This window comes from Serratia sp. 22264 (genome assembly GCF_052045345.1).
Taxonomy (GTDB): domain Bacteria; phylum Pseudomonadota; class Gammaproteobacteria; order Enterobacterales; family Enterobacteriaceae; genus Serratia; species Serratia plymuthica.
Map to the genome: position 1 here is coordinate 115,969 of NZ_JBQEOY010000003.1, position 23,987 is coordinate 139,955.

Annotated in this window: 17 protein-coding genes and 1 pseudogene; 9 read left to right on the forward strand and 9 right to left on the reverse strand. The window is 56.8% G+C overall.

Annotated elements, in window-relative coordinates; translation table 11 throughout:
* Positions 1–7: 7 nt before the first annotated feature.
* Both proA and ACTJJ1_RS13980 read left to right on the forward strand, forming a co-directional pair.
* Positions 8–1,261, forward strand: a complete 1,254-nt coding sequence (gene proA / locus ACTJJ1_RS13975) for a glutamate-5-semialdehyde dehydrogenase (protein ID WP_440834116.1) — start codon at positions 8–10, stop codon at positions 1,259–1,261.
* Positions 1,262–1,505: 244 nt separating this feature from the next.
* Positions 1,506–2,159 carry a haloacid dehalogenase-like hydrolase gene (locus ACTJJ1_RS13980; RefSeq protein ID WP_202291477.1) on the forward strand — a complete coding sequence of 218 codons (654 nt, stop codon included), beginning with the start codon at positions 1,506–1,508 and terminating at the stop codon, positions 2,157–2,159.
* A gap of 173 nt (positions 2,160–2,332) precedes the next feature.
* On the opposite strand, the gene ACTJJ1_RS13985 is transcribed toward ACTJJ1_RS13980, so the two are convergent.
* The gene (locus tag ACTJJ1_RS13985) at positions 2,333–2,608 is read right to left on the reverse strand and encodes a putative quinol monooxygenase (protein WP_020438514.1); all 276 of its coding nucleotides are present in this window, start codon (positions 2,606–2,608) and stop codon (positions 2,333–2,335) included.
* 268 nt (positions 2,609–2,876) lie between these two features.
* Positions 2,877–3,122 (reverse strand): annotated as a pseudogene (locus ACTJJ1_RS13990) (helix-turn-helix domain-containing protein).
* Between the two features lie 57 nt (positions 3,123–3,179).
* Between ACTJJ1_RS13990 and ACTJJ1_RS13995 the strand changes: the two are divergent.
* Complete coding sequence (locus ACTJJ1_RS13995; protein ID WP_071824709.1) at positions 3,180–3,284, forward strand: helix-turn-helix domain-containing protein; 105 nt, start codon at positions 3,180–3,182, stop codon at positions 3,282–3,284.
* Between the two features lie 119 nt (positions 3,285–3,403).
* Here ACTJJ1_RS13995 and ACTJJ1_RS14000 read toward each other — a convergent pair whose 3' ends face one another.
* From ACTJJ1_RS14000 to ACTJJ1_RS14010, 3 genes are all read right to left on the reverse strand, one after another.
* Complete coding sequence (locus ACTJJ1_RS14000) at positions 3,404–3,943, reverse strand: hypothetical protein (protein WP_440834402.1); 540 nt, start codon at positions 3,941–3,943, stop codon at positions 3,404–3,406.
* Between the two features lie 374 nt (positions 3,944–4,317).
* Complete coding sequence (gene cybB, locus ACTJJ1_RS14005; RefSeq protein ID WP_080589795.1) at positions 4,318–4,842, reverse strand: cytochrome b561; 525 nt, start codon at positions 4,840–4,842, stop codon at positions 4,318–4,320.
* Positions 4,843–4,957: 115 nt separating this feature from the next.
* Positions 4,958–6,556, reverse strand: coding sequence for an ABC transporter substrate-binding protein (locus ACTJJ1_RS14010; protein WP_440834119.1), 1,599 nt, complete (start codon positions 6,554–6,556; stop codon positions 4,958–4,960).
* 339 nt (positions 6,557–6,895) lie between these two features.
* Here ACTJJ1_RS14010 and ACTJJ1_RS14015 point away from each other — a divergent pair, with 339 nt between their 5' ends.
* On the forward strand, positions 6,896–8,242 hold the full coding sequence (locus tag ACTJJ1_RS14015; RefSeq protein ID WP_440834121.1) for a condensation domain-containing protein: 1,347 nt from the start codon (positions 6,896–6,898) through the stop codon (positions 8,240–8,242).
* Positions 8,243–8,277: 35 nt separating this feature from the next.
* On the opposite strand, the gene ACTJJ1_RS14020 is transcribed toward ACTJJ1_RS14015, so the two are convergent.
* Both ACTJJ1_RS14020 and ACTJJ1_RS14025 read right to left on the reverse strand, forming a co-directional pair.
* Complete coding sequence (locus ACTJJ1_RS14020; protein WP_440834123.1) at positions 8,278–11,370, reverse strand: amino acid adenylation domain-containing protein; 3,093 nt, start codon at positions 11,368–11,370, stop codon at positions 8,278–8,280.
* Positions 11,371–11,442: 72 nt separating this feature from the next.
* Positions 11,443–13,035, reverse strand: a complete 1,593-nt coding sequence (locus ACTJJ1_RS14025) for a condensation domain-containing protein (protein ID WP_440834125.1) — start codon at positions 13,033–13,035, stop codon at positions 11,443–11,445.
* 510 nt (positions 13,036–13,545) lie between these two features.
* On the opposite strand from ACTJJ1_RS14025, the gene ACTJJ1_RS14030 reads away from it, so the two are divergent.
* The 3 genes from ACTJJ1_RS14030 (at position 13,546) to ACTJJ1_RS14040 (ending at position 19,972) form a co-directional block, all read left to right on the forward strand.
* The gene (locus tag ACTJJ1_RS14030; protein ID WP_421415394.1) at positions 13,546–15,669 is read left to right on the forward strand and encodes a TonB-dependent receptor; all 2,124 of its coding nucleotides are present in this window, start codon (positions 13,546–13,548) and stop codon (positions 15,667–15,669) included.
* A gap of 100 nt (positions 15,670–15,769) precedes the next feature.
* Positions 15,770–18,694: a condensation domain-containing protein gene (locus ACTJJ1_RS14035; protein ID WP_440834127.1), complete on the forward strand. Its 2,925-nt coding sequence runs from the start codon at positions 15,770–15,772 to the stop codon at positions 18,692–18,694.
* A gap of 45 nt (positions 18,695–18,739) precedes the next feature.
* Positions 18,740–19,972 (forward strand): YncE family protein, encoded by a 1,233-nt coding sequence (locus tag ACTJJ1_RS14040; protein ID WP_004949110.1) that lies wholly within the window; start codon positions 18,740–18,742, stop codon positions 19,970–19,972.
* Between the two features lie 157 nt (positions 19,973–20,129).
* On the opposite strand, the gene ACTJJ1_RS14045 is transcribed toward ACTJJ1_RS14040, so the two are convergent.
* Together ACTJJ1_RS14045 and ACTJJ1_RS14050 are read right to left on the reverse strand one after the other, a co-directional pair.
* Complete coding sequence (locus ACTJJ1_RS14045) at positions 20,130–20,378, reverse strand: hypothetical protein (protein WP_440834129.1); 249 nt, start codon at positions 20,376–20,378, stop codon at positions 20,130–20,132.
* A 352-nt stretch (positions 20,379–20,730) separates the two neighbouring features.
* Positions 20,731–20,979 (reverse strand): hypothetical protein, encoded by a 249-nt coding sequence (locus ACTJJ1_RS14050; RefSeq protein ID WP_004949113.1) that lies wholly within the window; start codon positions 20,977–20,979, stop codon positions 20,731–20,733.
* A gap of 231 nt (positions 20,980–21,210) precedes the next feature.
* On the opposite strand from ACTJJ1_RS14050, the gene ACTJJ1_RS14055 reads away from it, so the two are divergent.
* Both ACTJJ1_RS14055 and ACTJJ1_RS14060 read left to right on the forward strand, forming a co-directional pair.
* Positions 21,211–21,849 (forward strand): DsbA family protein, encoded by a 639-nt coding sequence (locus ACTJJ1_RS14055; protein ID WP_440834131.1) that lies wholly within the window; start codon positions 21,211–21,213, stop codon positions 21,847–21,849.
* A 176-nt stretch (positions 21,850–22,025) separates the two neighbouring features.
* A complete protein-coding gene (locus tag ACTJJ1_RS14060) occupies positions 22,026–23,882 on the forward strand; it encodes a hypothetical protein (protein WP_122288742.1) in 1,857 nt (618 codons plus the stop codon).
* Positions 23,883–23,987 lie beyond the last annotated feature (105 nt).

Here is a 23,987-nt window from a genome sequence, read left to right on the forward strand (position 1 = left end):
AGTGAGCATGCTAGAGCAAATGGGGAAGGCCGCCAAGCAGGCCTCCTGGCAACTGGCGGTGCTGAGCACGGCGAAGAAAAACCAGGTGTTGTCGGTGATGGCCGACATGCTGGAAGCCAACAGCGAAGTGATTTTGCAGGCCAACGAACAAGACATGGTGCAGGCGCGCGCAACCGGGATGACCGAAGCGTTGCTCGATCGCCTGTTGTTGACCCCGGCGCGGCTGGCAGCCATCGCCAACGATGTGCGCCAGGTGTGCCGCCTGAACGATCCGGTCGGCCACGTATTGGACGGCAGCCTGCTGGACAGCGGGCTGAAACTGGAACGCCGCCGCGTGCCGCTTGGCGTGATCGGCGTGATTTATGAAGCGCGGCCGAACGTCACCATCGACGTCGCCAGCCTGTGCCTGAAGACCGGCAACGCGGTGATCCTGCGCGGCGGTAAAGAAACCCACAACACCAACCTGGCGACGGTGAAGGTGATCCAGCAGGCGCTGGAACAGTGCGGCCTGCCGGCTGCGGCGGTGCAGGCGATTGACAGCCCCGATCGCGCGCTGGTGAATGAGCTGCTGCGCCTGGATCGCTACGTAGACATGTTGATCCCACGCGGCGGTGCCGGTTTGCACAAACTGTGCCGCGAACAGTCGACCATTCCGGTGATCACCGGCGGCATCGGCGTTTGCCATACCTACGTTGACGACAGCGTTGATTTCGACAAGGCGCTGACGGTCATCGAGAGCGCCAAAATCCAGCGCCCAAGCGCTTGTAACTCGCTCGAGACGTTGCTGGTGAACCGCAACATCGCCGAACGGTTCCTGCCGGCGCTGAGCGCCAAGATGGCGGCGGCGGGCGTGACGCTGCATGCGGCGCAGAACGCCATGCCGCTGCTGCAAAACGGTCCGGCGACGGTGGTGGACGTGGCCGAAGGGGATTACGACGACGAATGGCTGTCGTTGGATCTGAACGTGCTGGTGGTGGACGATATCGATCAAGCCATCGACCATATCCGCACCCACGGTACCAACCATTCCGATGCGATCCTCACCCGTTCGCTGAGCAGCGCCGAGCACTTCGTGCGCGCCGTGGATTCCTCGGCGGTGTACGTTAACGCCAGCACCCGCTTCACCGACGGCGGCCAGTTCGGCCTGGGCGCAGAAGTGGCGGTCAGCACCCAGAAGCTGCATGCACGCGGCCCGATGGGGCTGGACGCACTGACCACCTACAAGTGGATCGGCTACGGCGACGATTTGGTGCGCAGCTAAGCCAGGTTTCGCGTTTTAAATTTAAGGGCGCAGTTCATTGAACTGCGCCCTTTTTGCATACGGGTTCAGGCCTGAGCTGGCATCGTAGTTGGTCTAAGCGAAATCCAATCGGACAGTTGGTTTTGTGCCAGGAGGGGACATAGACAGGGGCAATGGTGCCTTAAAATGCAGTTGCTGACTCTTCTTCATAGGCAACTTCACAGAAACAACAATTTTAATTTTATGCAAACTGTACGAGGTATTTATGAGTAAAGTTGTTATTTTTGATTTGGATAAGACTCTCTTGTCTGGCGATTCTACCAAAGCTTGGATGTTGATGAGGTTTAAGTCCGGGAAGTTAAGGTTCTTGTGTGCGGCCATCTTGGCACCCATAGCTCTGGTTTTTCTGAAATCCAAGAAATTCAAATTCATTGGTGCATACATGCTATTATTTGTCGCATCTTTCAGGATGGATGAAAGAGAAATGATAGACAGTTTCTCTTCGTTTTCATCTAAAATTAGAGATGGAGAAATAAATAGTGTCAGGTGGTTTGATGATGGGTTTAAGGAGGTTTTAAAACATTTAAAAGAAGGGCGGAGAGTTATAATTGCCACTGCTGCACCTGAGTTGCTAGCATATAAAATTCTAGATGCTGTAAATCTTAACATTGAAGTCATAGGAACCCCGCTATCCAAGAGTTTATTGGGCGGTTGGATTGGAGGCACCCATTGCAGGAATGAAGAGAAAGTTAGAAGAATAAAGAGTATAGGCGTGTCAACAAAATGGTACGCAGCCTACACCGATGATTTTAATGATGATTACCCTATCCTTTTGAATAGCGAAAATCCTTATTTGATTAACTCTACATGCAAAAAAGAATACGTTGTGAAAAATCTTAAGCTACTTAATTGGTCATAAGGTGTTTATAACTGGGTGTAAGTGATATTCTAAATCTCTCGCTAATCGCGAGATTATTCCTACATATAGGTTGAACTATTTCAAAGTAGATTTCCGCTTTTAGCGAAATGAGAGCTACACGCTTGTCTGTGTTGTATCGGATGCAGTCATTCTGAAAATCAGAAGCTGTACGACTATTCAACTTCAAATATTTCATATTCACGAGCGATAGTGCTGGTTTCATTTCCCCACACTGAGGCTTTGGTTCTCTTCTGATGAGCATCGAAGGTAGCTTGATCTTTGAATAGCTCTTCAACTTTCCAGATCAGAGGATCTGTTGTTTCAGTAACTTCAAAAGAAATACATCCAGATTCCTCTTTTGTAAGTCTCTTATGCTCAGGAAGATACTGGCGGACAAGATCTGCCTCATCGACGCTTGTGCATACTAAACGACCGGTCAATTTAATCATTCTAATCCCTTTCTTAGGTGAGGTTTTATCTGTTTTCCTGTCGATAAAATTTATACCAAACAGCTAAAAGTAAAGTAAATAGGAATGTTCGCTCCTCGCTCATAACCGCCAAAGTCCTGCGGATGACTCAGCCTGACGATAGGACAGGATCCTTTACCGGGCGGGGTCAGTACACCAACGGCTCGGAAGTGCCTAATTTACTCGTAGTGCTCGATACGCAATCTCTTTACACATTGGTAATGCAAAGGTCGTAGGTTCGATTTCGTTATTACAATGAATTAACCCGCCCACCAATCATGCTCAGCACTGCCCCAGCATCCACCCCAAGCAGCCGTGCCATCACGGCAAACTCAACCACGTCCATCTTGCGCTCGCCGTTCTCAACCTTGGCGATAAACGACTGCGGGCGACCCAGCGCTTCGGCCAGTTTGGCCTAAGTGATGCCTTTTTCTATACGAGCATCCCGAAGTATTTTTATAACTAATTGATACTCGGTTGAATAAGCTGAAGTCATGGCGTTTTCCGCGAGTGATATCCCAAAGTCGAATATCTGCTATTATTCCAAAATGGGATGGTAGGCGCATCAGATAACAAGCAGATAGCCGAAGCTTTGAATCTGCCCCCTGCGGAGATATGGCCTTCAAGATACTCTGAGCCTGTGTACAAGGATGAGTAGGGCGGTCATTCTGCATCAGAACTTGGCACTATTTAACACGGATGAAAACAGCAGCTATAAATATGGGGGAGGGCAGTTAACTATCCGCACCCCCATTATTGTCTAATGAATAGTCGCGGTTATTGCTTAACGACAAGGTGGCTGCGCTGTTCTTTGCTCATTGCTTCGTTAGAGCTGGAAATTACGCAGTTATATTTCTCATCTTTATTAATGATCATAAAGGTGCTGACCGGGTTTTTATAGTCTTTGTCGATAGTGAAATAAACATAATCCTGTGGCAAAGCACTGGGTTTGAAGGCGCCAAACGCATAAACGCCCGCCATGCCCAACGGGGACAAATCAACCGTAATTTCTAGCGGTTGCAGGGTATTCGGGGAGGGCAGCATGGATTTTGCGGACATCATCATCGAAGTGGCATCGATGGTGTATTCGCTGGTCACTTTCATCCCGACATACCTGGATTCAGGTTTCGAAAGCTGTTTCATACAGGCGGCATCGTGCTGGGGCGCGGGGCTGCCATTTTCTTGCACGGCGTGCACATGTTCCAACGTCACCTGCGCTTTGCCGGTCATAGGTTTTACGCTGTCTTCCGCTTGCGCCATACCGGAAAAAACGAGGGCAGCAACCGTGGGTAGAATAACGCCAGTCATTATTTTCATTACTTTTCTCCAGACTTTTATGAATGGGGAAGCCATATTGACTTTCCCGGATGTGTAGTCGATGAAAGTGAATTAATGAAATTATGAGTAGCGCTGAATCACCTTGTGTAAACACATGGCATGACACCGCTGCCCAGAAGAATAACTGGCGTTTTTAAGATGAAGACATAAATTTTAAATAAACCGACGTGTGATTATCGTTATTAACTTTCGGGCATATGAACTGTATGGATAACCTTAGTCAATATCCGGGATAGATACAACTCGATGGATGAATTTTTTATTTTATCTAAGCAATAGTGGAATTAATAAGCCAATAGATTATTTTCATTGGCTTATATATACATGCTTATTATTATCTTATTGCCTCTGGGTTAGCGCTTTTTAAACAGCGGCAGCATTCTCACCAAGGTATTGTCCTTAAAGGCATAATGATGAATCAGCGCCGCAGCGGCGTGCAAGCCAATCAGCCAATAACCGAAAGCGGCCAGCGTCTTGTGCCAGCCGATAATCGTTCGCGCCTGCGGCCGGTCGGCAATCTCGGCAAACGGCATCGGCAGGCCAAACAAAAACCACTCCTTGCCGCCCAGATAGCGGGAATAGACGCCCAGAACCGGCAGCGTCAGCAGCAGCAGGTAAATCAGGGTATGCACCAGATGCGCCGCGCCGGTTTGCCATTTTGGCGGCATCGGGCTGATGGCGGGGGAGGCGTGACGCCCGCGCAGGATCAGGCGGGCGATCATCAAGACGAACACCGTCACCCCGCAACTGAAGTGGGTGACCACCAACAGATACCACAGCGGCGTGCCCGGTTCGGCAAAGCCCCTCAGCTCAATTGTGGCGCAGGTGATGACCAACAGGATAGCGACCAGCCAGTGCAGACGGATCTGCATCGGCATAAATGTTTTCTGCACTGGGTTTGCCTTGCTAAGGTGAGATTCGATAGGCATTGAGAGTAACGAAATGTTACAAGAGAGGAAAGCGCCGGGTTTGAATTTATCCCGGCGCCTTGGCTTAGTTCACCTTCGCTTTGGCGAAGTCACTGCCGTTCACGTCAACCACATAGCCGCTGACGTTGCTGCGGGTGGCGTAGAACACCTTGCCGTTAGCCAGCGGCAGCAGCGGGGCCTGTTCGGCAAAAATCACCTGAGCTTGCTGATAAAGTTTAGCGCGTTCTGCCGGAGCGCTCACCTGAATCGCCTTTTGGATCAACCGATCGTAGCCCTTGTCGCACCAGCGGGCTATGTTGGCACCGGTTTGCACGCCGGCGCAGCCGAGCAGCGTGGCGAAGTTGTCCGGGTCGCCGTTATCCGACATCCAGCCATACAGCGCGCTCTGCTGTTCCCCTTTGCGCAACCCGGCCAGATACTGGCCCCATTCCCAGGTGACGATTTTGGCCTTCACGCCCACTTTCGCCCAGTCGCTCTGGATCATCTCGGCAATGCGCCGCGAATTAGGGTTGTATGGCCGCGCCACCGGCATCGACCAGATGTCGGTTTCAAAGCCTTTTTCCAGCCCGGCCTGTTTCAGCAGATCACGGGCCTTCTGCGGATCGTAGGCATAGTCTTGCAGTTTCGGATTGTATCCCAGCATCGCCGGCGGTAGCACCGAATTGGCCGTTGTACCGCTGTCTTTGAACACCGCCGCGACAATCGCCTTCTTGTCCACCGCATAGCTCAGCGCCTGACGAACCAGCACGTTATCAAAAGGTTTCTTCTGGGTGTTGAACGCCAGGTAGCCGACGTTCAGGCCGTTGATGTTGTGCAGTTGCAGGTTTTTGTCGCTCTTGATGGCGTCGAACTGCTCCGGCAACGGGGCGGGAATGATCTGGCACTCATTGGTTTTCAGCTTGGCCACCCGGGTCTGCGCATCCGGCGTGATGGAGAAAATCAGGTGTTTGCTGGCCACCTCGCCTTGCCAGTAATGCGGGTTGGCCACGTAGCGGATCAGCGAATCCTGCTTGTACTGCTGCAGCGCGAACGGGCCGGTGCCGATAGGCCAGTTATCCACGTACTCCGGCGTGCCTTTCTTCAGCATGGCGTCGGCATATTCTGCGGAAAGAATCGAGGCGAAATCCATCGTCCAGTCGGCCAAAAACGCGGCGTTGGGCTGGCTCAACGTAAAGCGCACGTGGTCGTTATCTACCGCTTCGACGTTGGTAATCAGCTTGTCCAGCCCGGTATCGGTAAAGTACTCGTAGTTACCGCCGGACACCTTGTGGTACGGATGATTAGCGTCTTTTTGGCGCATCACGGTGAACACCACGTCCTCGGAGTTGAAGTCGCGCGTCGGGGTGAAGTATTTGTTGCTGTTGAATTTCACGCCTTTGCGCAGCGTAAAGGTGTAGGTTTTGCCATCCGGGCTGATGGTCCACTCGGTGGCCAGCGAGGGGGCAGGGGTTTTATCGCTTTCGCGCAGCGTCAGCAGGCGGTTATACAGCACCTGCGAGGTGGCGATAAAAGTCGGCCCGGAGCTGGCGAGTTGCGGATTGAAAGACTCCGGCGAGGCGACCGTGCAATACACCAGCGTATCGGAAGCCGCCAGAGCGTTGCCCGCCGCCAACAGGCTGGTTCCCGCCAATAGCAGGCCTGCAGTTGTTTGTTTTAAAAGCATAAAAGTGATAGCTCCCTCAGGTTGATGGGGACACTGCCGCCGCTGTGGCATTCAGGCAGCCCCCGGTTTAACTATAATGAGGCTTTGCGGATCTGGGAACGGGGGGCGGCGGATTCCTTTTCGGTTATTACGCCGGCCGCCAATATTTCCACCGCCGCCGGCGAACCTTTCTTACCTCGATAATCCCCTCATGCGACACGCATTAACCTGTTGTCCTATATTTATGAAAATGATAATAAGTGTTATTATCATTTTCATTTGTAACCATGTTGAAACACTTTCAGCACGTTGCGGCCGTCGTTTTTCTGGTCTCCATGTCGCATATCAAAGGTAGGTAACATGTCGGAAACCCTTTTGGCTACTGAATGGCTGCCGCTGTCGCCGGCGCAGTTAGATTTCTGGGAGGAGTTTACCCTGCACCCCGGGCAGCCCTTTTCCACCGTCGCTCACGCCACAGAATTGCGCGGAGCGGTGGACGAGGCGGCGCTGTGTCGGGCGATAACCCTCACTGTCGCAGAAACGCAGGCGTTTGCGCTGCGGTTTGGCACCCGCAGAGGCGATCGGTTGCCGATGCAGCGCTACGATCCCGAACGGATTCCGCGCCTGAAGCGTATTGATTTGCAGGAACATCCCGACCCTTACCAGGCCGCAATGCGGTTGATGCAGGCCGATGCCGAGCAGCCGATGGATCTGCACACCCAACCGATGACGGCCGTGTGGCTGCTCACTCTGGGGCCGACGCGCTATATCTGGTACCTGCGTGCTCACCATATCATTATCGATGGTTACGGCATGGCGCTGGTCGAGCATCGCTGCGCTACGCTGTACGCGCATTTTCTCGGCAAGGGCGCGGCGGGGCAAGCATTGGGCACCTTCAGCGCTTTCCAGCAACATGAGCTGGCCTACGGGGCTTCCGAACGTTGCGACAAGGATCGTCGGTTCTGGCAGCGTTATTTACCGCCGTCGCAGGTGTTGCCGACGGTGCGTAAAGGCGGCCGGGAATATGGCGTGAAATGCCTGAGCACCAGCACCCCGCTGCCGGAGGACATTTCACGGCGGCTGCGCCTGTTGTCCGAGCGCAGCGGCATCGGCTGGCCCGATCTGCTGCTGGCTCTGTCCGCCGCCTGGCTGTTTTTTACGTTGCCGCCTTTACCGCATGAAAGAGGGGATACGCGTACCCTGTGGATGCCGGCGATGAATCGTCGCAGCAGCAAAGCGACCAATACGCCGGCTTTGGCGGTCAATACGCTGCCGTTTTTGGTTTCACTGCGTGCGGAAGAGACGCTGGGGCATTTCCTGTCCGGCGTGACGCAGACGCTGCGTGAATTGCGCAGCCACGCCGGTTATCGCCTGCGGCAGATTGCCGCCGATCGCGGCGTGACGCCCGCTTCGCGTTTGTTTATTTCACCGTTTATCAACGTTCAGCCGTTTGACTCGGCCGGTTTCAGCGGTTGCACCAGCATGCGCCGGGTGCTGGCAGGCGGTGCCGGCGACGGGATTAACCTGATCTTCCGTGGCGGCACTGACGCCGGCGATCTGCATTTGGATATCGATGTCTTTGTGCAGCAGTTCCCTACCGCCGGGGCGGCCAACTACCGAAGCGCCTTGCAGGACTTCTTGCAGCGTGCGTTGCGGGAAGGGGCGTTGGAGGTGGCGATCGGTGAGCTGGTGGCGGTGCCCGCCTGATGAAAGCGGGCAGGGGATGACCCTGCCCGTAGGGGTTAACGGGCCAGCAGCGCTGCGACCTCCCGTGCATTTTTGCAGGGGATCAGCACCGTTGGCGGCAGTTGGGTGCCAAAGGCGTCATTAAGCCGTGCGGCCACCTGGCGGATGTGCGGCAGTTTCAGCCCCATGCTGATAAAGGCGGTTTCCTCCCCCCATTCAGGACGCGGCGCCGCGCCGATGGCCTGCAGATAGATGGCCAGAATTTTGCCGCTCTGCGCCGGCGGCGCGCTCGGCAAAGGTGCTGCACAGGCGTTCAACCCGGGAGCCGCCCGCCCGGCCCCGAGCACGGTGCGAATAGTGTGACGGTCGGTTTTTCCGTTGCCGGAGAGCGGCAGCGCTTCGGCGTGGATAAAGCGCGTCGGGATATGTGTACAAGGCAGATAGCCCGTCGAGAAGGCGCGAATATCCGCCAGCGGCAGCGGCTTGCCGTCGTGGGTGAGGTACATCGCGCCCAGCGTCGACTCGGCATTTTCCCCGCTCGGATAATCCACCACCACGATGTCCAGAATCGCCTCATGCCCGCGCAGCACGTCTTCGATCTCCGGCAGCGACACGCGCACGCCGCGGATTTTCACATAGCCGTTCACCCGGCTGGCGAACAGGATGTTGCCGTCCGGGCGATAGTAGCCCTGATCGCCGGTGCGGAAGGCCCGCAGCGGTTGCCCGTCGGGGCCATTCAACGGGACGAAGTCATGTTGCTTCACTTCGCCGTCTTCCAGATAGCCTAACGCCAGATTTACCCCCGCCGTATGAATGCGGCCCACCACGCCGGCCGGGCAGTGCGTGCCGTCGTCGTGGCAAATAAAGTATTGGTTGCCCGGCAATGGCTGGCCGTAGGGCACGGTGCCGGTGTCCTGCGCTGCAATCGGGTGCCAGATGCTCCAGATGGTGGTTTCTGTCGGGCCGCCGAGTGAGAACAGGCAAATGTCCGGGCGCAGGCTACGCAACGTCTGTACCGTCGCCGGTTTGATGTAATCGCCGCCCTGAGCCACCAGCCGCAGCGAGCGCAGGCTGTCGGCCGTTTTGCAGGTGAGCAGCATTTCCAGGATCGCAGGCACGGAACACCACAGGCTGACGCGGTGGCGCTCCACCAACTGGTTCCAACTGATGGCGTCTTTTTCCTGATGCGGCGCGGGCAGAACCAGCGTCGCACCGGCGCTGAGCGAGCCGAACAGGTCAAACATCGACATATCGTGGTGCGGCGGCGTCACGGAGATAAACACATCATCGGCGGTGACCGCCCAGCGTTGCAGAGTTTGCCCAAGCACGTTGGCGGTGGCGCGGTTGTTGAGCACCACGCATTTGGGTTTGCCGGTGGTGCCGGAGGTGTACAGGTAATAGCTTGCTTCGGTGCTTGCGCTGCGCTCCGCCAGCGTCTGGTCGCCCGGTAGTTCGGGCGTGCCCGCTGCCGGATCGAGCAATTCTGTCGGCGTCACCCCGTGCGGGGTATCCAGCTCGCCCTGATGCACCACCAGATCCGGCCGGCAGTTGCTCAGCAGATAGGCGGTGCGTTCCGGCGGCGAGTTGATGTCGATCGGCACCCAGATAACCCCCAGCAGCGCACAGGCCAGGGAGATAGTCACGTGTTCCGGGCTGCGCGCCAGATACAGTGCCAGCACGCTGCCGCGCCCCAGATTGCGCCGTTGCAGGTTGGCCATTACGGCTCCGACCTGGCGACCCAGTTCGGGATAAGACAGGGTCTGTTCATCGCAGATCAGCGCCGGTCGCGGCTGTGGGTCGTTAAACAACCGTTCGGCCAGCTGCGCCAGGTAGGGATAAGCGCTGAATGCCGCTTCGTCGTGGTTATGGCGATAGTGTCGGTAATCGATAAAGCGCGCCGGGGCGATCTCCAGATCTCCGTCCTGGCACATTTGCACCACGCGGCGTTGCAGGGCGTCCAGCATCGCCTGCACCTGTTCGCCGTCCAGCGCCTGCTCGGCGTAATCGACGCACAGTTGCAGATTTTTGTCGGCGTCCTGCGTCAGACGGATGTCGATCGCGACCTGCGGCGTTTGGGTCAGGCCGTCGTGGTAGCGGACCGGTGCGCCGGCCGGCAGCGTCTCCCAGCTCAGGCAGTTGGTGAGAATGACCGGCAGCGCCGGGGCGCCCTGGCTGCGGTTCAGCAGTTGCCGCGCCAGATCGACGCCGGAAAACGTCAGGTGATCGAGAGCGCCCAGTATGTCGTCTTGCAGTGCCTGCGCACGGCTGACAAAGGTACCGCCCTCGCGCGAATAACGCACGGCCACAAAGCTAGAGGCGTTGCCGAGCGAACCCCCAGCAGCAGGAAACGCCACCGGCACGCCCACGCACAGCTCGCCGTCGGTGGTCCACTGCGCCAGCGTATCGAGGATCACCGCCGAAAGGGCGCTGTTGCGCAGCAGCGAATGGGCCGAGCCCAGGCGTGAAAAGGCTTTTAGCATGTCACGCGGCAGGGTCAGGCTGGCGCGCCGGTAGCGAGAGCTTTTGATGTTGGCCAGCGGGGCGCGCCACGGCAACGCCGAAGGCGTGGTGACGTCCTGCAGTTTGGTCTGCCAATAAGCGGCGTCGGCCTGGCGTTGTTCTGCCGTTGCGGTGGCCGGCGGGGTAGCCGGTGCAATTGGCGGCAACGGAGCGTCATCGAACAGCCGGGCAATCAGGGTAGCGATGCCCTGGCCATCGAGGATCAGCGCGTCGAAGCTGGTGAAAATCAGGGTGTCGTAGCACCCGGTGGCGTCCTGCGTCTCCGGCAACTGAATGGCGGCAATGCGCCACAACGGCTGCGCGGGATCGTGGCGCTGGTGCGAATACTGCTCGCGCAGGGCGGCCAGCCGTTGCTGCGCCGCATCGTGCTCCAGTGAGCGCAGATCGTGCCTGTCCAGGTTCAGCGTGGTTTCCGGCCGTACGCGCTGGGTGAAGCGCTGGGGATCGAGGCAGGTACGCAGCGCGGGATAGTGCCGAACCAGTTCGGCCAGCCGGGTTTCCAGCCGCGCCAGATCCAGCCGCTGGCCGCGGTATTCGCGGAAATCGTGCATCGCCACGCCGCCGAGCGGCCACTGTTCGCTGCGGCCGAGGAGGTAAGCCTGTTGCAGCGCGGTTAATGGTGTCTCCATGGTATTTCCCTATTGTCGCTAACCGATGAAAAAGAACGCAGGGCGCGTGGGGCTACGCGCCCAAAACCGATATCAGACCTGAGGCGTCAGCACGTTCAGCAGCATTTTCGCACCTTCGGCGGCGTTGGGATCACGCTCGCAGATCAAAGCGGCCAGCGCCGCCGGTGTGGGGTGGGCCGCCAGATCTTGCGCGGTCAAGGCTACCGGCAGGTATTTGTTGAGCACCCCGAGCAGAGCGAGCAACGCGGCCTCCGGCAGCGGCAGGGCGGTGATGTCGTCATCGTCGCGCAGCCTGACGTCCGGCGCTACGCGCGCCAACAAACGGTGCAGCAACTGGCGTACCGGGCGCTGGGTTTCCGGTAAGCACTGTGACAGCAACTGCGCCAATGGCCGCCTGAAACTGTCGGGGTGGCGTGCCGTCTGCTGTAACAGGGTGCTGTAGGTGGCAAACAACTGCTGCGGTAATAGGTCCGGGAAGGCATCCATCCGCAGATCCCAGTTGATCAAGATACCGCCGTTGGCGTGCGCCACCTGAGCGTCCAGCGCCACCTGCGGGCCCTGGGAAATCACCCAGTCCAGCGGGCCGAAGGTGCGGGTGACCTGGTCGGAAAACAGTGCTTTGCCGCGAATGCCGAAACCGGCGGTGAACACCACCGGCGAAGGTTGCATGCAGCCGTGCAGGCGCGACAGGTCACGCATCACGCTCACACCCGGGTAGTCGGCATGAGTGAGCAATTCCGCCAACTGATCCATCAGGCGGCGGCAGAAGGCGGGCAAGTTTTCCGCCGGATTGAGCTCTACACCGAGCAGCACCAAATTCGAGAAGTCGCCAATGATGCCTTCTACGCCTTCCGCATCACGGTGGAACAAGGGGACGTTGAGCCGGAAACGTCGCAGGTTCCAGCCGTGGCCGACGGTAATGGCAAACAGTGCCAGAAACAGGGAGGAAAGCGTGACGCGGTGCGCTTTGGCGACATCGGCCAGCGCCTGAGCCTCTGTGGCGTTCAGTTGAAGCGCCAGCCGATCGCTCTGACAGCGTTCCGGTGCGCGCAGCGGGTGGGGCGCGGGCGGCAGTTGCGCCAGGTGTTCGCGCCACCAGGCCTGAGCGCGGGCTCGTCGCTGCTGCAGCGACGCGTCGGCATGGTGCCGGTCCAGATAGTCAAAATAGGGCACGCCGTCGTTGTCGGGGGCGGCCGGGCAGTGGTGATAAAACCGCGCCAGATCCTCCATCAACACGCGAAATCCCATGGCATCGCCGGCGATCATGTCCAAATCCACATGCAGCCGGTTGTGGCCGTTTGGCAACAGACTGAGGCTGATATCACAGGGAATACCCTGTTCCAGCGGCAATTTTTGGCTGCTTTTTTGCCGGCGTTTGGCGCTCAGCGCGTTGGCTGCCTCGGAGGCGCCGGCGTGGCGGAAATCGTCGATATGCAGGCAATGGCGCGGACCGCAGGCATCAATGGTCTGTTGACCGTCCGCCGTGATGCGCAGGCGCAGCATCGGGTGGTGCAAATAAAGGGCGGTCACGGCCTGTCTCAGTCGTTCGACGTCCAGGTCGCAGCCGTTAAATTCCGCATACAGGTGGGCGGAGACGCCCCCTAGCGGCGCTTCGGATTGCCGGCCCACCCAGTAGGCGGCCTGCATCGTGGTCAACGCTTTCATTGGGTTTCCATCAGTATTTAGAGACGGGAAGAATATATGTCAATGTTAATGGGAATGAAAATTATTACTATTTTTATTTGTTGTTGTAAAACGAAGTCGTCATAAGGGGCAGGATGAGTATTGTCACCCCAGGGTAAATGGCTATTTTTTATATAATTATGTTTTATATTAATTTTTAAGGAAATTATTGCGATTTGAAAATGATCAAAGAAACCGGTTTTTTGGTCTTTATGCTGTTTCTCTGTGAGCCTGTTTATTCTCCTTATTGATAATGATTTGCATTAAAATATGTAAAATATTATCATTATTAACATTTCTTTACGTTTCCAGACAAAAATACTGCATCCGCCCGCTGTGCGTCTGGGGGGAAGCCGTCTGCTGCAGGGATAGGCAATAGCAAGGTCAGGAAGGCCGCAATGCCAGTGTTAGTGTTAGTGTGAGTGTCAGCGTCGTTACCTATGTGAAAACAATCAAATTTTTGTGCATCTGGGATGAAAGGAGAATACATCTATGAGCAAGCATTCAGCGGCTCAAAGGCATAAAATCGTAGGAAACAGGGAAAAAGCGGGCTTACAGGCCATCGGGGCATTTTCCTCACTCTTTTTGGGACTTTGCTCTGTGTCTGTGGGGAGCGTTAACGCAGCAGCGCCGGACGATAAGGTGCAGGAAGCCGCCGACAGCAAACGCCAGGGCAATTGGCAGGACTCGGAGAGCCTGCTGGTCACCGGCGAAAAAATTAAACGCACCATTTTCGATACCGGCTCCAGCGTGCAAGTGTTCGACAGCGAACGGATTTCTTCCATGCCGAATGCGTTGCAGGTCACCGATTTGCTGCGCATGACCCCCAACGTAGTCGATTTGGGCATTGGCAACAATTTGCCGACCGTGCGCGGCATCGACGGCTCCGGCCCGAACGTCGGCGCCAATGCTTTCCTCAGCGGTACCCGCCCGCGCCTCAATCTGTCAATGGACGGCCGTTCTCTGACCTATAACGAGCAGGCATTTGGTCCGCAGTCGCTGTGGGATCTGGATCGCGTTGAAGTGTTCCTCGGCCCGCAGAGCTACATTCAGGGGCGCAACGCCATTGCCGGCGCCATCGTGATGACCAGTAAGGATCCGACTTTCGACTGGGAAAGCGCCTTCAAGGGCGGAGCCGGCAACCAGCATTCTTCACAGCTGTCCGCCATGGCTTCCGGCCCGCTGGTGGAGGACCAACTGGCGTTCCGCGTCAGCGTCGATCGCCAGCGTCGCCGCAGCGATGTCGACCTTCCCGCCTATGAACCGGTAGGTGATCCTCGTGAGGTTGAAGCCACCACCGCTCGCGCCAAACTGTTGTTTAACCCGGCAGGTATGCGCGAGTTGACCACCAAGCTGACCTTTAACCATTTTGGCAGCACTTCACCGCAAAACGAGAGCCTTAACCCGCTGGTTCACCCGACCAACCCGCGCCACGATCCGCGTCGTGCCGTGTTTAAAAGCAACACCAACAGCAGCGTCTGGGATCTGGCCTGGGAGCAATCCGACAGCCTGACGCTGGAAAACCGCGTTATTTACACCGACTTCAACATTAACCGTCCTACGGCCTACAACATTCAGTATGCAGAAATCGACGGTAAAGAGGTGCATGTGGAGCCGGTGGCGCGCTTTGGCGGGCCAGACAGCCGCCTGCGAGGGCTGGCGGGGTTGCGGTATTTCCACGCCAAGCAGGATGAGTTCGTTAATATTTTCGGCGGTTCCAGCTTCAAGGATAAAACCGACACCAACTCGGCCTTTGCCGAACTGACCTACGCCATCACGCCGCAGGTGGATATCACCGCCGCCAGCCGCGTGGAACGTGAACATCGCCGGCGCACCGGTGGCAGCAATGCCGTGCGTATCGATTTCGACGAAACCTACGATGTGTTCCTGCCGAAGCTGGATCTGGCCTGGAAACCGACGGACACGCAGACCTACGGCGCCAAAGTGGCGCGCGGCTATAACGCCGGCGGCGCCGGCATCACTATCGGCACGCCGGTGGTCAGCTACACCTACGGCTCCGAATATGTCTGGAACTATGAGCTGTATTCCCGCCACCACCTGAAAGACGCCAACGTCATCCTGACCAGCAATATTTTCTACAACGACTACAAGGACATGCAGCTGCCTTACTCGTTGAGTGAGAATTCCAGCGTGATCCGCAATGCCGATAAGGTGGAAACCTACGGTGCGGAAATGGGGGCGACCTGGCAGCCGCGTTGGGACTTCGAGCTGTTCGGTAACGTCGGCCTGCTGAAGACCAAGATCAAGAAGTTCTCGGGCAGCGGCGTAGATGGGCACGAACTGGCGCGTGCGCCGGCTTATACCGCCAACATGGGCGCCAAGTACCAGTTGATGGCCGGGCTGGAACTGAGCGGCAACGTGGCGTTCTCGGACTCCTACTACTCGCAGTACGACAACGATTCACGCGGGCGTATCGGCTCTTACTGGTCGGCGAATACCCAACTGGCGTACACCTTCGCCTATGGCCGCGCCACCCTGTATGCGCAGAACCTGTTTGACTCGGAACGCCGCGTGATGGTCAGCGGCAACGACGTTTATACCGCGACCCAGCAGCGTCCGCGCATGGTCGGGGCCGCACTGGAACTGACATTCTGATAACGGGCTTTGTCAATTGCCTGTGGGGCGTGCAAACGCCCCTTTTCGTGACAAGCGTTCCCCGACGTTCCGGTGCGACCGGACACAAGGAGATAGAGCAGTGAGCGGTTATTTTGACAATATTCTGAGCGACGACGAGGCCCAGCGTCTGGATCTGGCGTTCAAGACGCTGGGCGAGCAGGCGGCGGATGCCTCGCCGCCTTTGAGTGAGGCGGAAGAGCTGGCGTGGTTCACCCACCAGCAGCGGGGAGACGGCGGCAGCCAACAGGCGATGGCGTGGCGGTTGGGCGGTGAGCCGGATATCGGCAGATTGGCCAGCGCGCTGGAGGCCCTTACGCGGCAGATGCCGGAGCTGGACGTCCGCTATGATTTCGATGATGAGCTAGGTTTGCGCAAGCTGCGCGGCAATGCGCCGCTGAACCCGGTGGAGATTCAGCCGGTGACGAGTGAGGAACAGGCGGTCGGCCGTTTGTTGCAGGCGCAGGCCACACCGCTCGAACTGGCACGGGAAGCGCCGTTGCGCTTTTTGGTGTTCACGGGCGCAAACGCCGTGTTGGGCGTGGTTGCGCACGATATTTTGGCCGAAACGCTGTCATGCCGGCACTTATTGACCCGGTTGTCGGCACTGTACAACGGGCAGGAGCCGGTACAGATGTATGCCGCCCTGCCGCCGCTGGGGGTAAATACGCGATTGCCGGAAAGTACCGCTCTGGCGCTGCCCTGGTCGCGCCATGCGGCTGCGTTGCGGGATTATCGTCCTGCCGCGCGGCAGGATGGCATTCTGGCGCAGGCCGGTGTACGCATCGTGACCCGCGTTGCGCGCAGGATGTTACCCGCCGCCGAAAACCCGGCGCAGCTGCTGGCGGCGGTTGCCGTTCGCTTCGCCGACTTTATCTCCGCTCAGGCCGGCGGGCAGCCGCTGCAACTGTGCGTGCCGCAGGGGGATGCGCAAGAGGCTCTCGGCCTGGCGAGCTGGACGGACACCGCCCGCTTGAAGCGCCTGACTTTACAACACCATGACCCTGAGCCATTGAACAGGCTGTTGGCGCAACAAACGGCGGAAGAGCCGAACCCAGACCTGGCCCAACTGCTGGTGACCTGGCTGGCGGATCCGTCGGTGGCTTTGCAGCTCGATGGCGTGAGTGCCGAGCGCCTGCTGCTGCCGCCGCTGCATACCCCCTTTGAACTGGTGCTGGCCCTCAGCCTGCCGGATCCCGACTCGGTGCTGCTGGAGCTGGTCGCGGACCCAAGATTAACCCCACATGCCGCCCCTTTCCTGCTGGAGCAGTTTGTCGCATCCCTTGGCGGGCAGAGGATCACGGCGGCGCCGCTTCCCGTCAGTGAACGGACGGTGGAGCCGGACAACGACGGCACTGTGGTGGACGACGGGGTAAATGAAGAGATCGCTCAGCTGATTCTGGCGGAGTTCCGCGACGCGCTGGCCGCGCCGGAGATGACCCTCGATGAAGATTTCTTCGATCGCGGCGGGCACTCGCTGGTGGCGACCCGCGTCATCGGTCGGCTGCTTAGCCTGCACCGCATCGAGCTTAACATTAACGATCTGTTCAGCCACGCCACCGCTCGCGGCTTGTCGGTTTACGCGAAACGGCAGGCGGCTGCGGCCCCGGTGGCGGAGCGGGTCACTCAGGATCAGGGCGAAGCGGTACAGGCGCCGCTGTCACTGGCGCAGCACTCTTTGTGGAAGGTTTACGAAGCTTTTGGTCATGATGAAATCTTCAACCTGCCGTTCGCCATCAGTTTCCTCGATCCTGTGGATGAAGGGGCGTTGCGCCAGGCGTTTATTGACGTGATGGTGCGCCACAGCGTACTGCGCTCGCTGTTTATCGAGCAGCAAGGCGAGGTGCGTCAGCAGGTGGTGTCGGCCGTTGAGCTGCCGGACTATGCCTGGTTCCGTTTCTCCCATGAAACCCCGGCCGGTGACGCGAGCGCAATGCTGGCCAAAGCCGGTGAACACCGCTTTAACCTGGCCACCGAGCTGCCGCTGCGCGCCACCTTCCTACGCGACGCGGCAACGGGCCGGCAGTTGCTCTCGTTGCTGTTCCACCATGTGGTGCTGGACGAGTGGTCGCTGAACCTGATGATGGAAGAACTGGGCATGGCCTACCGCTATCGTGTGGAGGGGCTGTCGCCGACGTGGAAAACCGAGGTGCCGCAATTTTATGCCTTCGCCCGGCAGCAACAGGCGAGCGGCGTCAGGCAAAAACACCTGGATTACTGGCTCGATAACCTGCGCGATGCACCGGTCGGCCAACCTTTGTTCCAGCAGGAGCCTTCACACCATCCTGCGGTACCGGCAGAGGCCGACGTCAACGGCGGGTGGCTGGAGTTCGACGTCGATCCGGTGGTGGCGGATGGGCTGTACGCGCAGGCCAGAAAGAACAACGCTTCGCTGTTCAACGTGGTCTACGCCGGCATTACCACCGCCCTGCGCCTGCTTGGCGGCCCGGCGGACCTGCTGGTGGGCACCTCGACCTCCGGCCGTAACGACGCCGAATTCTTCGATACCGTCGGCTACTTCACCACCGTGGTCGTGCACCGGGTGCGTTTCGCTGATTCGCTGACGCTGGCGGGGTTGATCGACCAGGTCAAAAACACCATCAACGGCTCGATGCCTTACACCGATATCCCGATCGATCTGGTGGAAGAGGGGCTGTTTGGCGCGCACGCCGATCGCAAGAATCACATGTTCGAAGTGTTCATTCAGATCCACAGCCGCATCAAGCTGAACGGGGAGTTCACTCTGCAAGACGGTAGTACGGTGGCGTACCGTCAGGTAGAGCCGGAAAAAACCGAATCGCTGCTTGGCCTGCAGTTTGAGGTGATGGAGGAAAACCTCGACGGCGTGAAATCCCTGCGCGTGATGATGACTTACCGCACCGATCACTACACCGCTCAGCAAGCGGGGCTGATCGCCGGCACCATTCAGCACGTGTTCTCACATTTTGCGCAGCACGCTGGCGGGGACATCCCGCTGTCGGCCCTGTCGCCGGCGCTGCAGGAATGACGTTGTTCACCCTAACGGGCTTTATTATTTCAAGGAGATAAACGCATGTCTGGAACAATAGGAACACCCCGCGCCTTACTGTCGCTGTTGATTGCAACCTCGTTGGTGGTGGCCGGCGCGGCACAGGCCCGCGATGCCGGGATCAAACCAGAGGATATCCAGCGTCAGGCGTTGTCGTCTACGCTGGTGGAGATAGCCTACAGCCCAAGCCAGCAGTCGCTGTTCGTCAGCGCGCCGGACTGGAAGGAAGAGGCGCGTTCTCGCGTGCTGCGCCTGGATCCGGCAACGCTGGCGGTGCAGGCGGAGATCCCGCTGCAGGTTAAGGGGTTTGGCGTGGCGCTGGATGATGCCGGTAAACGGCTGTATCTGACGCAGGGCTTCAACGGTTCGGTCGGCGTGGTGGATACTCAGACCAACCGTGCGCTGAGCAGCATCCCGGTGACCGAAAAGACGATGCTTGAGCAGACCTACAAACAGGCGGGCATCAGCGGCAAACGGCTGGAGTTCCTGCTCAAGGAGCTTAAGCGCTTCAAGATCACCGAGGATTACCAGTACCGGATCCGCGAGGTGAAATATGACGCGCAGACCGGGCGTCTGTTCCTGCCGGGACTGGGGTTTGGCGTGGATAGCGTGCTGTTTGTGGTCGATACCCGCAATAACAAGCTGGAAAAAATCATTCCCGGTTTTGGCTATAACGCGGTGGGCATCACGCTCGACGAGAAAGGGCGGCGGGTATTTGTCTCCAACATGCAGGGGCAGTTGATCACCCTGAATGCCGATACGCTGGCAATCACCTCGACGAAAGAGATCCAGGCGGATCAATTGCTGAACCTGGTGTATGACGGCAAGAATAACCGTTTGTTAGGGGTGGATCAGGGGATCGATCGTGACGACTACCGCAACACTCATCTGGAGCACGACTATGTCAAGCGCAGCAGCGGGCACCGGGTGTTTGCTCTGGATGCGGACAGCGGCAAGGTGCTGGCCAGCGAATTGACGGATGAAGTGCCGATCGGCCTGCTGTTGGACGACGGCAACCAACGCCTGTACGTTGCCAACCGTAATGGGATCCGCGTCGAGCAGGGGGCGGGCACCTTGACGGTGTTTGATTCGAACACCCTCAAGCGCCTGCAAACCGTGGCGCTGCCGCCGCACCCTAATAGCCTGGCGCTGGATACGCGCAATAATGTGCTGTTCGTGACGGTGAAAAATGACGGTGCGAGCACCAAGGCCGGCAAACCGGAAAGCGTAGTGCGCATTCAACTGCACAAAAACTAAGGTTACCGCGCTGCGTCAGCCACCGCTGACGCAGCCTTTTCGCCTGTCCAGCCTAAACCGCCCTGGTAGGCTCGCTTCCCTTCGTCGGGGCGCTGCATGCTACGCCCACCTGATCATCCTGGGGTGTTTTTTGTCCGCTGTTTGAGCGGCCGCAGATTCAATAACCGGCACCATGGCTGCGCTCGGGGCGAACCTCTGGCGCGCGTTTTTCCGGTGCTGGTTTGTGCGTTTTCCTGAGAGTTTTTTTATTGTGATGCGGCTTTGGCGGCATTTTATTGTCATGCGGTTTTTTATTATTCTGGTGAATTATCGGTTTTTCATTAGGTTCATTTACCGGTGGCGCCGCGAAGACCTGTACGCTATTTAACGCCATTACGGCGGCGATGATAAGCATCCGTTTTTTCATTATTACACCCTGAGTTCTGATAAATATATTTTTATTAAGCCCCCTATTGAAGGGGCTATTATTTAGCGTGGTGCGTTAAAGTGATAACCGGGTCCGCCTGGGCCACCTCGCCCGCCACCACCACCGCCACCCGGAGGTGGGAATAAACAGCCGGACAGCATTGCGCTAATAGTCACCGCGCTGATGAACATCAGAATACGACGCATAATATAACCTTTGTCACTAAATCGAGGTGGCTAGTATTATCTTCCGACGCGGAGGTTAGCAATATGGAAAGAGTAGGCAAACCGAAAAGATTCCGTAAGTAAGATTATTCTAATCGGGGAATGTCGGCCGACTGAGATAATACGGGCTAAAACCCAGCCTTGAGCATCTCTTCTCGCAGTAAATCGACGATCGCGGGTTCTATGTCAGGGAACTGTCGCGTAATATCCGCAATCGCCCCCGCGACAGAAGGCGCTGAAAAAGTGCCGGAGAAGGGCAGAAGAGGAAGGTTAGCGTCGCTGTCCGGAAACTCGCCGCTGATGGTTCCGGTGATCATCCCTCCTTTCTTTTCCGCAGTGAAGTCATATTCACCCACGTTTTTATTAATCAGTGTCATTTTTACCTCTATATCGCCGGCTCCAGTCGCGGGATTCTTTGCATTTCACTCTCCTTTTTCAAGGATAGTGGTTGAGGTGGAGAATACCAATGAAACGCTGGTTTTCAGGCTTTGATTTTGATGTGTGTCAACCTCCTATAAACAGAAGGTAATAAAACTGGCCTTGAACCGATAATTTTATTATAAACACCGCCGTTAGGGACAATAGTCGAATCTGAAACGGGAGTGTTTATGTTGGCTAAAATGAATCGATTGATCACCGCTGTGCTACTGATGTTATTGCTTCCTGCCGCCACTGCGGCGGATTATCGCGAAGGCGATCAATATACCCGCCTGGATAAGCCGGTGGCCTCCGCCCCTGCGGTAGTGGAATTCTTCTCCTTCTACTGCGGCCCCTGCTATCAGTTTGCCGACACCTACCATGTTGGCAGTACCGTCAGCCAGGCGCTGCCTGCCGGCAGTAAACTGACCAAGTATCACGTTGGCCTGATGGGCAAGCTGGGTAACGAACTGACCGAGGCCTGGTCGGTGGCGATGGTGCTGGGGATTGAGGATAAAATTGAAGGGCTGCTGTTTGACGAGCTGCAAAAGAAGCGCGCCATCAACAGCGTTGAGGATATCCAGCGGGTGTTCAGCGCCGCCGGCGTGGATGCGGCCGCTTATGAAAATGCGCGCCAAAGCCTGTTGGTGAAAGGCCTGATAGCCAAGCAAAATGAGGCGGTGAAGGCGCTGGACGTGCGTGCGACGCCGTCGTTTTATGTTTCCGGCAAATACAAGATCGATAACGCCGGTATGGCGAGTACCAGCATCGACGGCTACGCGCAGGAGTTCGCGGCCGTGGTCCGGTATTTGTTGGATACGCAGCCCTGACATTCAGCGAACTTAAGGTGCAGGATATTCACGCTGCACCTTAATTTAGTTTTTCCAACCTGTTCTGCCATCCGTCAGCAGACGTACAGTGATAACTTCTGTTTTTCCAGGTCGATATAGTTGTGGCTCCCGGCTGGAGTTCACTGACTCTTGCCATATTTGCCAAGGAGTCATCTATGTCATTACCTTCATCGAGTACCGTTTACTATGTTGCAACGCTGAATGACGTTGCGTTAAACAGCAGTAATACAGAAGAAATTGTCGTGACCGACAGCTACACCGGGGGCCGGTTCATCAAACAGACCACCAGCCCGACGGTAGATCGCTGGGATATCGATGGCGTGATGTTGATTAAAGACGCCAATAACGTTATCTGGGAACGGGTTGTTGAAGACTGCGTCGATCCGGAGTGGTGGGGAGCCCGACCTTTCTACCGTAATAAATCGGGTAATTTCGTTAACGATGGTTATGACAACGCTCCGGCATTTAACCTCATGCTGGCCTGGCTGGTTGGTACGGTGATTGTTTCGAGCACTCCACCAGGCGGTACTTATATTAACTGGACGCCCAAGCCGGCGGGGGTGCGTTTCAAAGGGAATCGGCAGTATGGTTTTAGCTCTACCGTTACCTGGAATACGCGCGTCAACCTGTATGCCAATGGCGGCGCTATCTTTGCCAACGAAGGTTTTAACCAGGATGTGAATGCCCCGAAAGCTTTATTGCGCCTGTATAACGAGAAAAATCGACCGACCATTGAATGTACGTTGGAAAAGCTGGAAATGTATTCTTGCAGCCCTAACCGTATCGACAGCGGCAGCATTAATCAGGGCGTAATGGCGATGCTGTTTGAAGGCGAAGGTGTGGCGGGGGATTTCCGCTTCTGCCGCTGTGTGGTGCGCGAGGCGAAATTCTACCATTTCCATACGGCTCCGGCGGTTCGGTATGGTGCTCGCGCCTATTTGGTCCGTTTTTATGATAGCTATTTTTCGCAAAACTCAGGGGGGGATGTTTATTACCCTGCCGGTATCGCCGATGCGGGCGAGAACTTCAGCTACACCAACTGCACCTTTGGCAATGGCGGCGTGCTGAACCTGGAAGGGGGAGCGCATAATTTCGTCAACTGTTCTGTCGATTATCAAAAGTTTGGTTTTCTGATCAAAAATGCGCGCGTATGTATGCTTGGCGGGCATATGGAGATTAACAGCAATATTGCTGACAGCCGCGTAGTGATTACCGGCGACGGCAGTTTCAGTGCCGTGGGTACCAAGTTTTACGGCACAACCAATACGCAAATCACCGCACCGTCCTATTTTGATGCCCAGCAATACCACAGCCAAGTGATCCTGCAGGACTGTGAGTTTGAGAATACTTTCGGGCATGCGGCATTGTTGTCTGGGGAGGGGCAGTTAAAAACCCACGGTTGTATGATGGTTAATCAAAACCAATGCCCGGTGTTGCAGCCATTAACGTCTAAAAACAATAAAATGCTTAAGCTGCAAACGGCAGAACAGGTCACCTCTTATTTAGCTACCTTGTACGGCTACGCATTTACCGCTGCCAACTATCTGGTGCAAACCGTTTATCCGCCGGCCGGATCTGCTTTTACCGGCAAGGTGATTGAAATCAGGAAAACGGCCGACACCACGGGCAGCCAGCGCATTGCTATTCCGATGGCAATGGGTGAGGGCAGGGTGCCTTACTGTCGCGTGCAGGTTATGGGATCGGTGGCGTTTACTACCGCTGCCGGTTACGCATTTTCCGGTGAAGGGATCCGCAGCGTAACCGCACCTGCGGGCTATTATTTCTCCAACGTTAAGGACACCTGGAACTTCGGCTCGGTCAATGTAACCACGACGCCAACGACGGCAATCAACATGTTTGGCAACGCCAGCGATTTCAACGTTGGCAGCGGGCAGGCACCGCGTAACATTGCCGATGGCAGCCAGCAATGGCTACTGTTCTATATCGATCTGACCAATTTGCCCACGGGGGCGTCGCTGTATATCGGTAACGTCAACTTTAACGTTTTGTAACCCTCCATCTTGTATGACCGACCCGGCTACGGCCGGGTTTTTCATTTGTGCATGGCGAAATGTACAATTTGTGATCCCTGCGCCAGATCGCCGTCCCGGCGTTGA

Excerpts from the sequence above, each read along its gene's own strand:
- ACTJJ1_RS13995 (WP_071824709.1), top strand. The coding sequence starts at position 3,180 with ATGGTAGGCGCATCAGATAACAAGCAGATAGCCGAAGCTTTGAATCTG.
- ACTJJ1_RS14060 (WP_122288742.1), top strand. The coding sequence starts at position 22,026 with ATGTCATTACCTTCATCGAGTACCGTTTACTATGTTGCAACGCTGAAT.
- ACTJJ1_RS14010 (WP_440834119.1), bottom strand. The coding sequence starts at position 6,556 with ATGCTTTTAAAACAAACAACTGCAGGCCTGCTATTGGCGGGAACCAGC.
- ACTJJ1_RS14000 (WP_440834402.1), bottom strand. The coding sequence starts at position 3,943 with ATGAAAATAATGACTGGCGTTATTCTACCCACGGTTGCTGCCCTCGTT.
- ACTJJ1_RS14025 (WP_440834125.1), bottom strand. The coding sequence starts at position 13,035 with ATGAAAGCGTTGACCACGATGCAGGCCGCCTACTGGGTGGGCCGGCAA.
- ACTJJ1_RS13985 (WP_020438514.1), bottom strand. The coding sequence starts at position 2,608 with ATGATTAAATTGACCGGTCGTTTAGTATGCACAAGCGTCGATGAGGCA.
- cybB (WP_080589795.1), bottom strand. The coding sequence starts at position 4,842 with ATGCCGATGCAGATCCGTCTGCACTGGCTGGTCGCTATCCTGTTGGTC.
- ACTJJ1_RS13980 (WP_202291477.1), top strand. The coding sequence starts at position 1,506 with ATGAGTAAAGTTGTTATTTTTGATTTGGATAAGACTCTCTTGTCTGGC.
- ACTJJ1_RS14050 (WP_004949113.1), bottom strand. The coding sequence starts at position 20,979 with ATGACACTGATTAATAAAAACGTGGGTGAATATGACTTCACTGCGGAA.
- ACTJJ1_RS14045 (WP_440834129.1), bottom strand. The coding sequence starts at position 20,378 with ATGAAAAAACGGATGCTTATCATCGCCGCCGTAATGGCGTTAAATAGC.
- ACTJJ1_RS14015 (WP_440834121.1), top strand. The coding sequence starts at position 6,896 with ATGTCGGAAACCCTTTTGGCTACTGAATGGCTGCCGCTGTCGCCGGCG.
- ACTJJ1_RS14055 (WP_440834131.1), top strand. The coding sequence starts at position 21,211 with ATGTTGGCTAAAATGAATCGATTGATCACCGCTGTGCTACTGATGTTA.
- ACTJJ1_RS14040 (WP_004949110.1), top strand. The coding sequence starts at position 18,740 with ATGTCTGGAACAATAGGAACACCCCGCGCCTTACTGTCGCTGTTGATT.
- proA (WP_440834116.1), top strand. The coding sequence starts at position 8 with ATGCTAGAGCAAATGGGGAAGGCCGCCAAGCAGGCCTCCTGGCAACTG.
- ACTJJ1_RS14030 (WP_421415394.1), top strand. The coding sequence starts at position 13,546 with ATGAGCAAGCATTCAGCGGCTCAAAGGCATAAAATCGTAGGAAACAGG.
- ACTJJ1_RS14020 (WP_440834123.1), bottom strand. The coding sequence starts at position 11,370 with ATGGAGACACCATTAACCGCGCTGCAACAGGCTTACCTCCTCGGCCGC.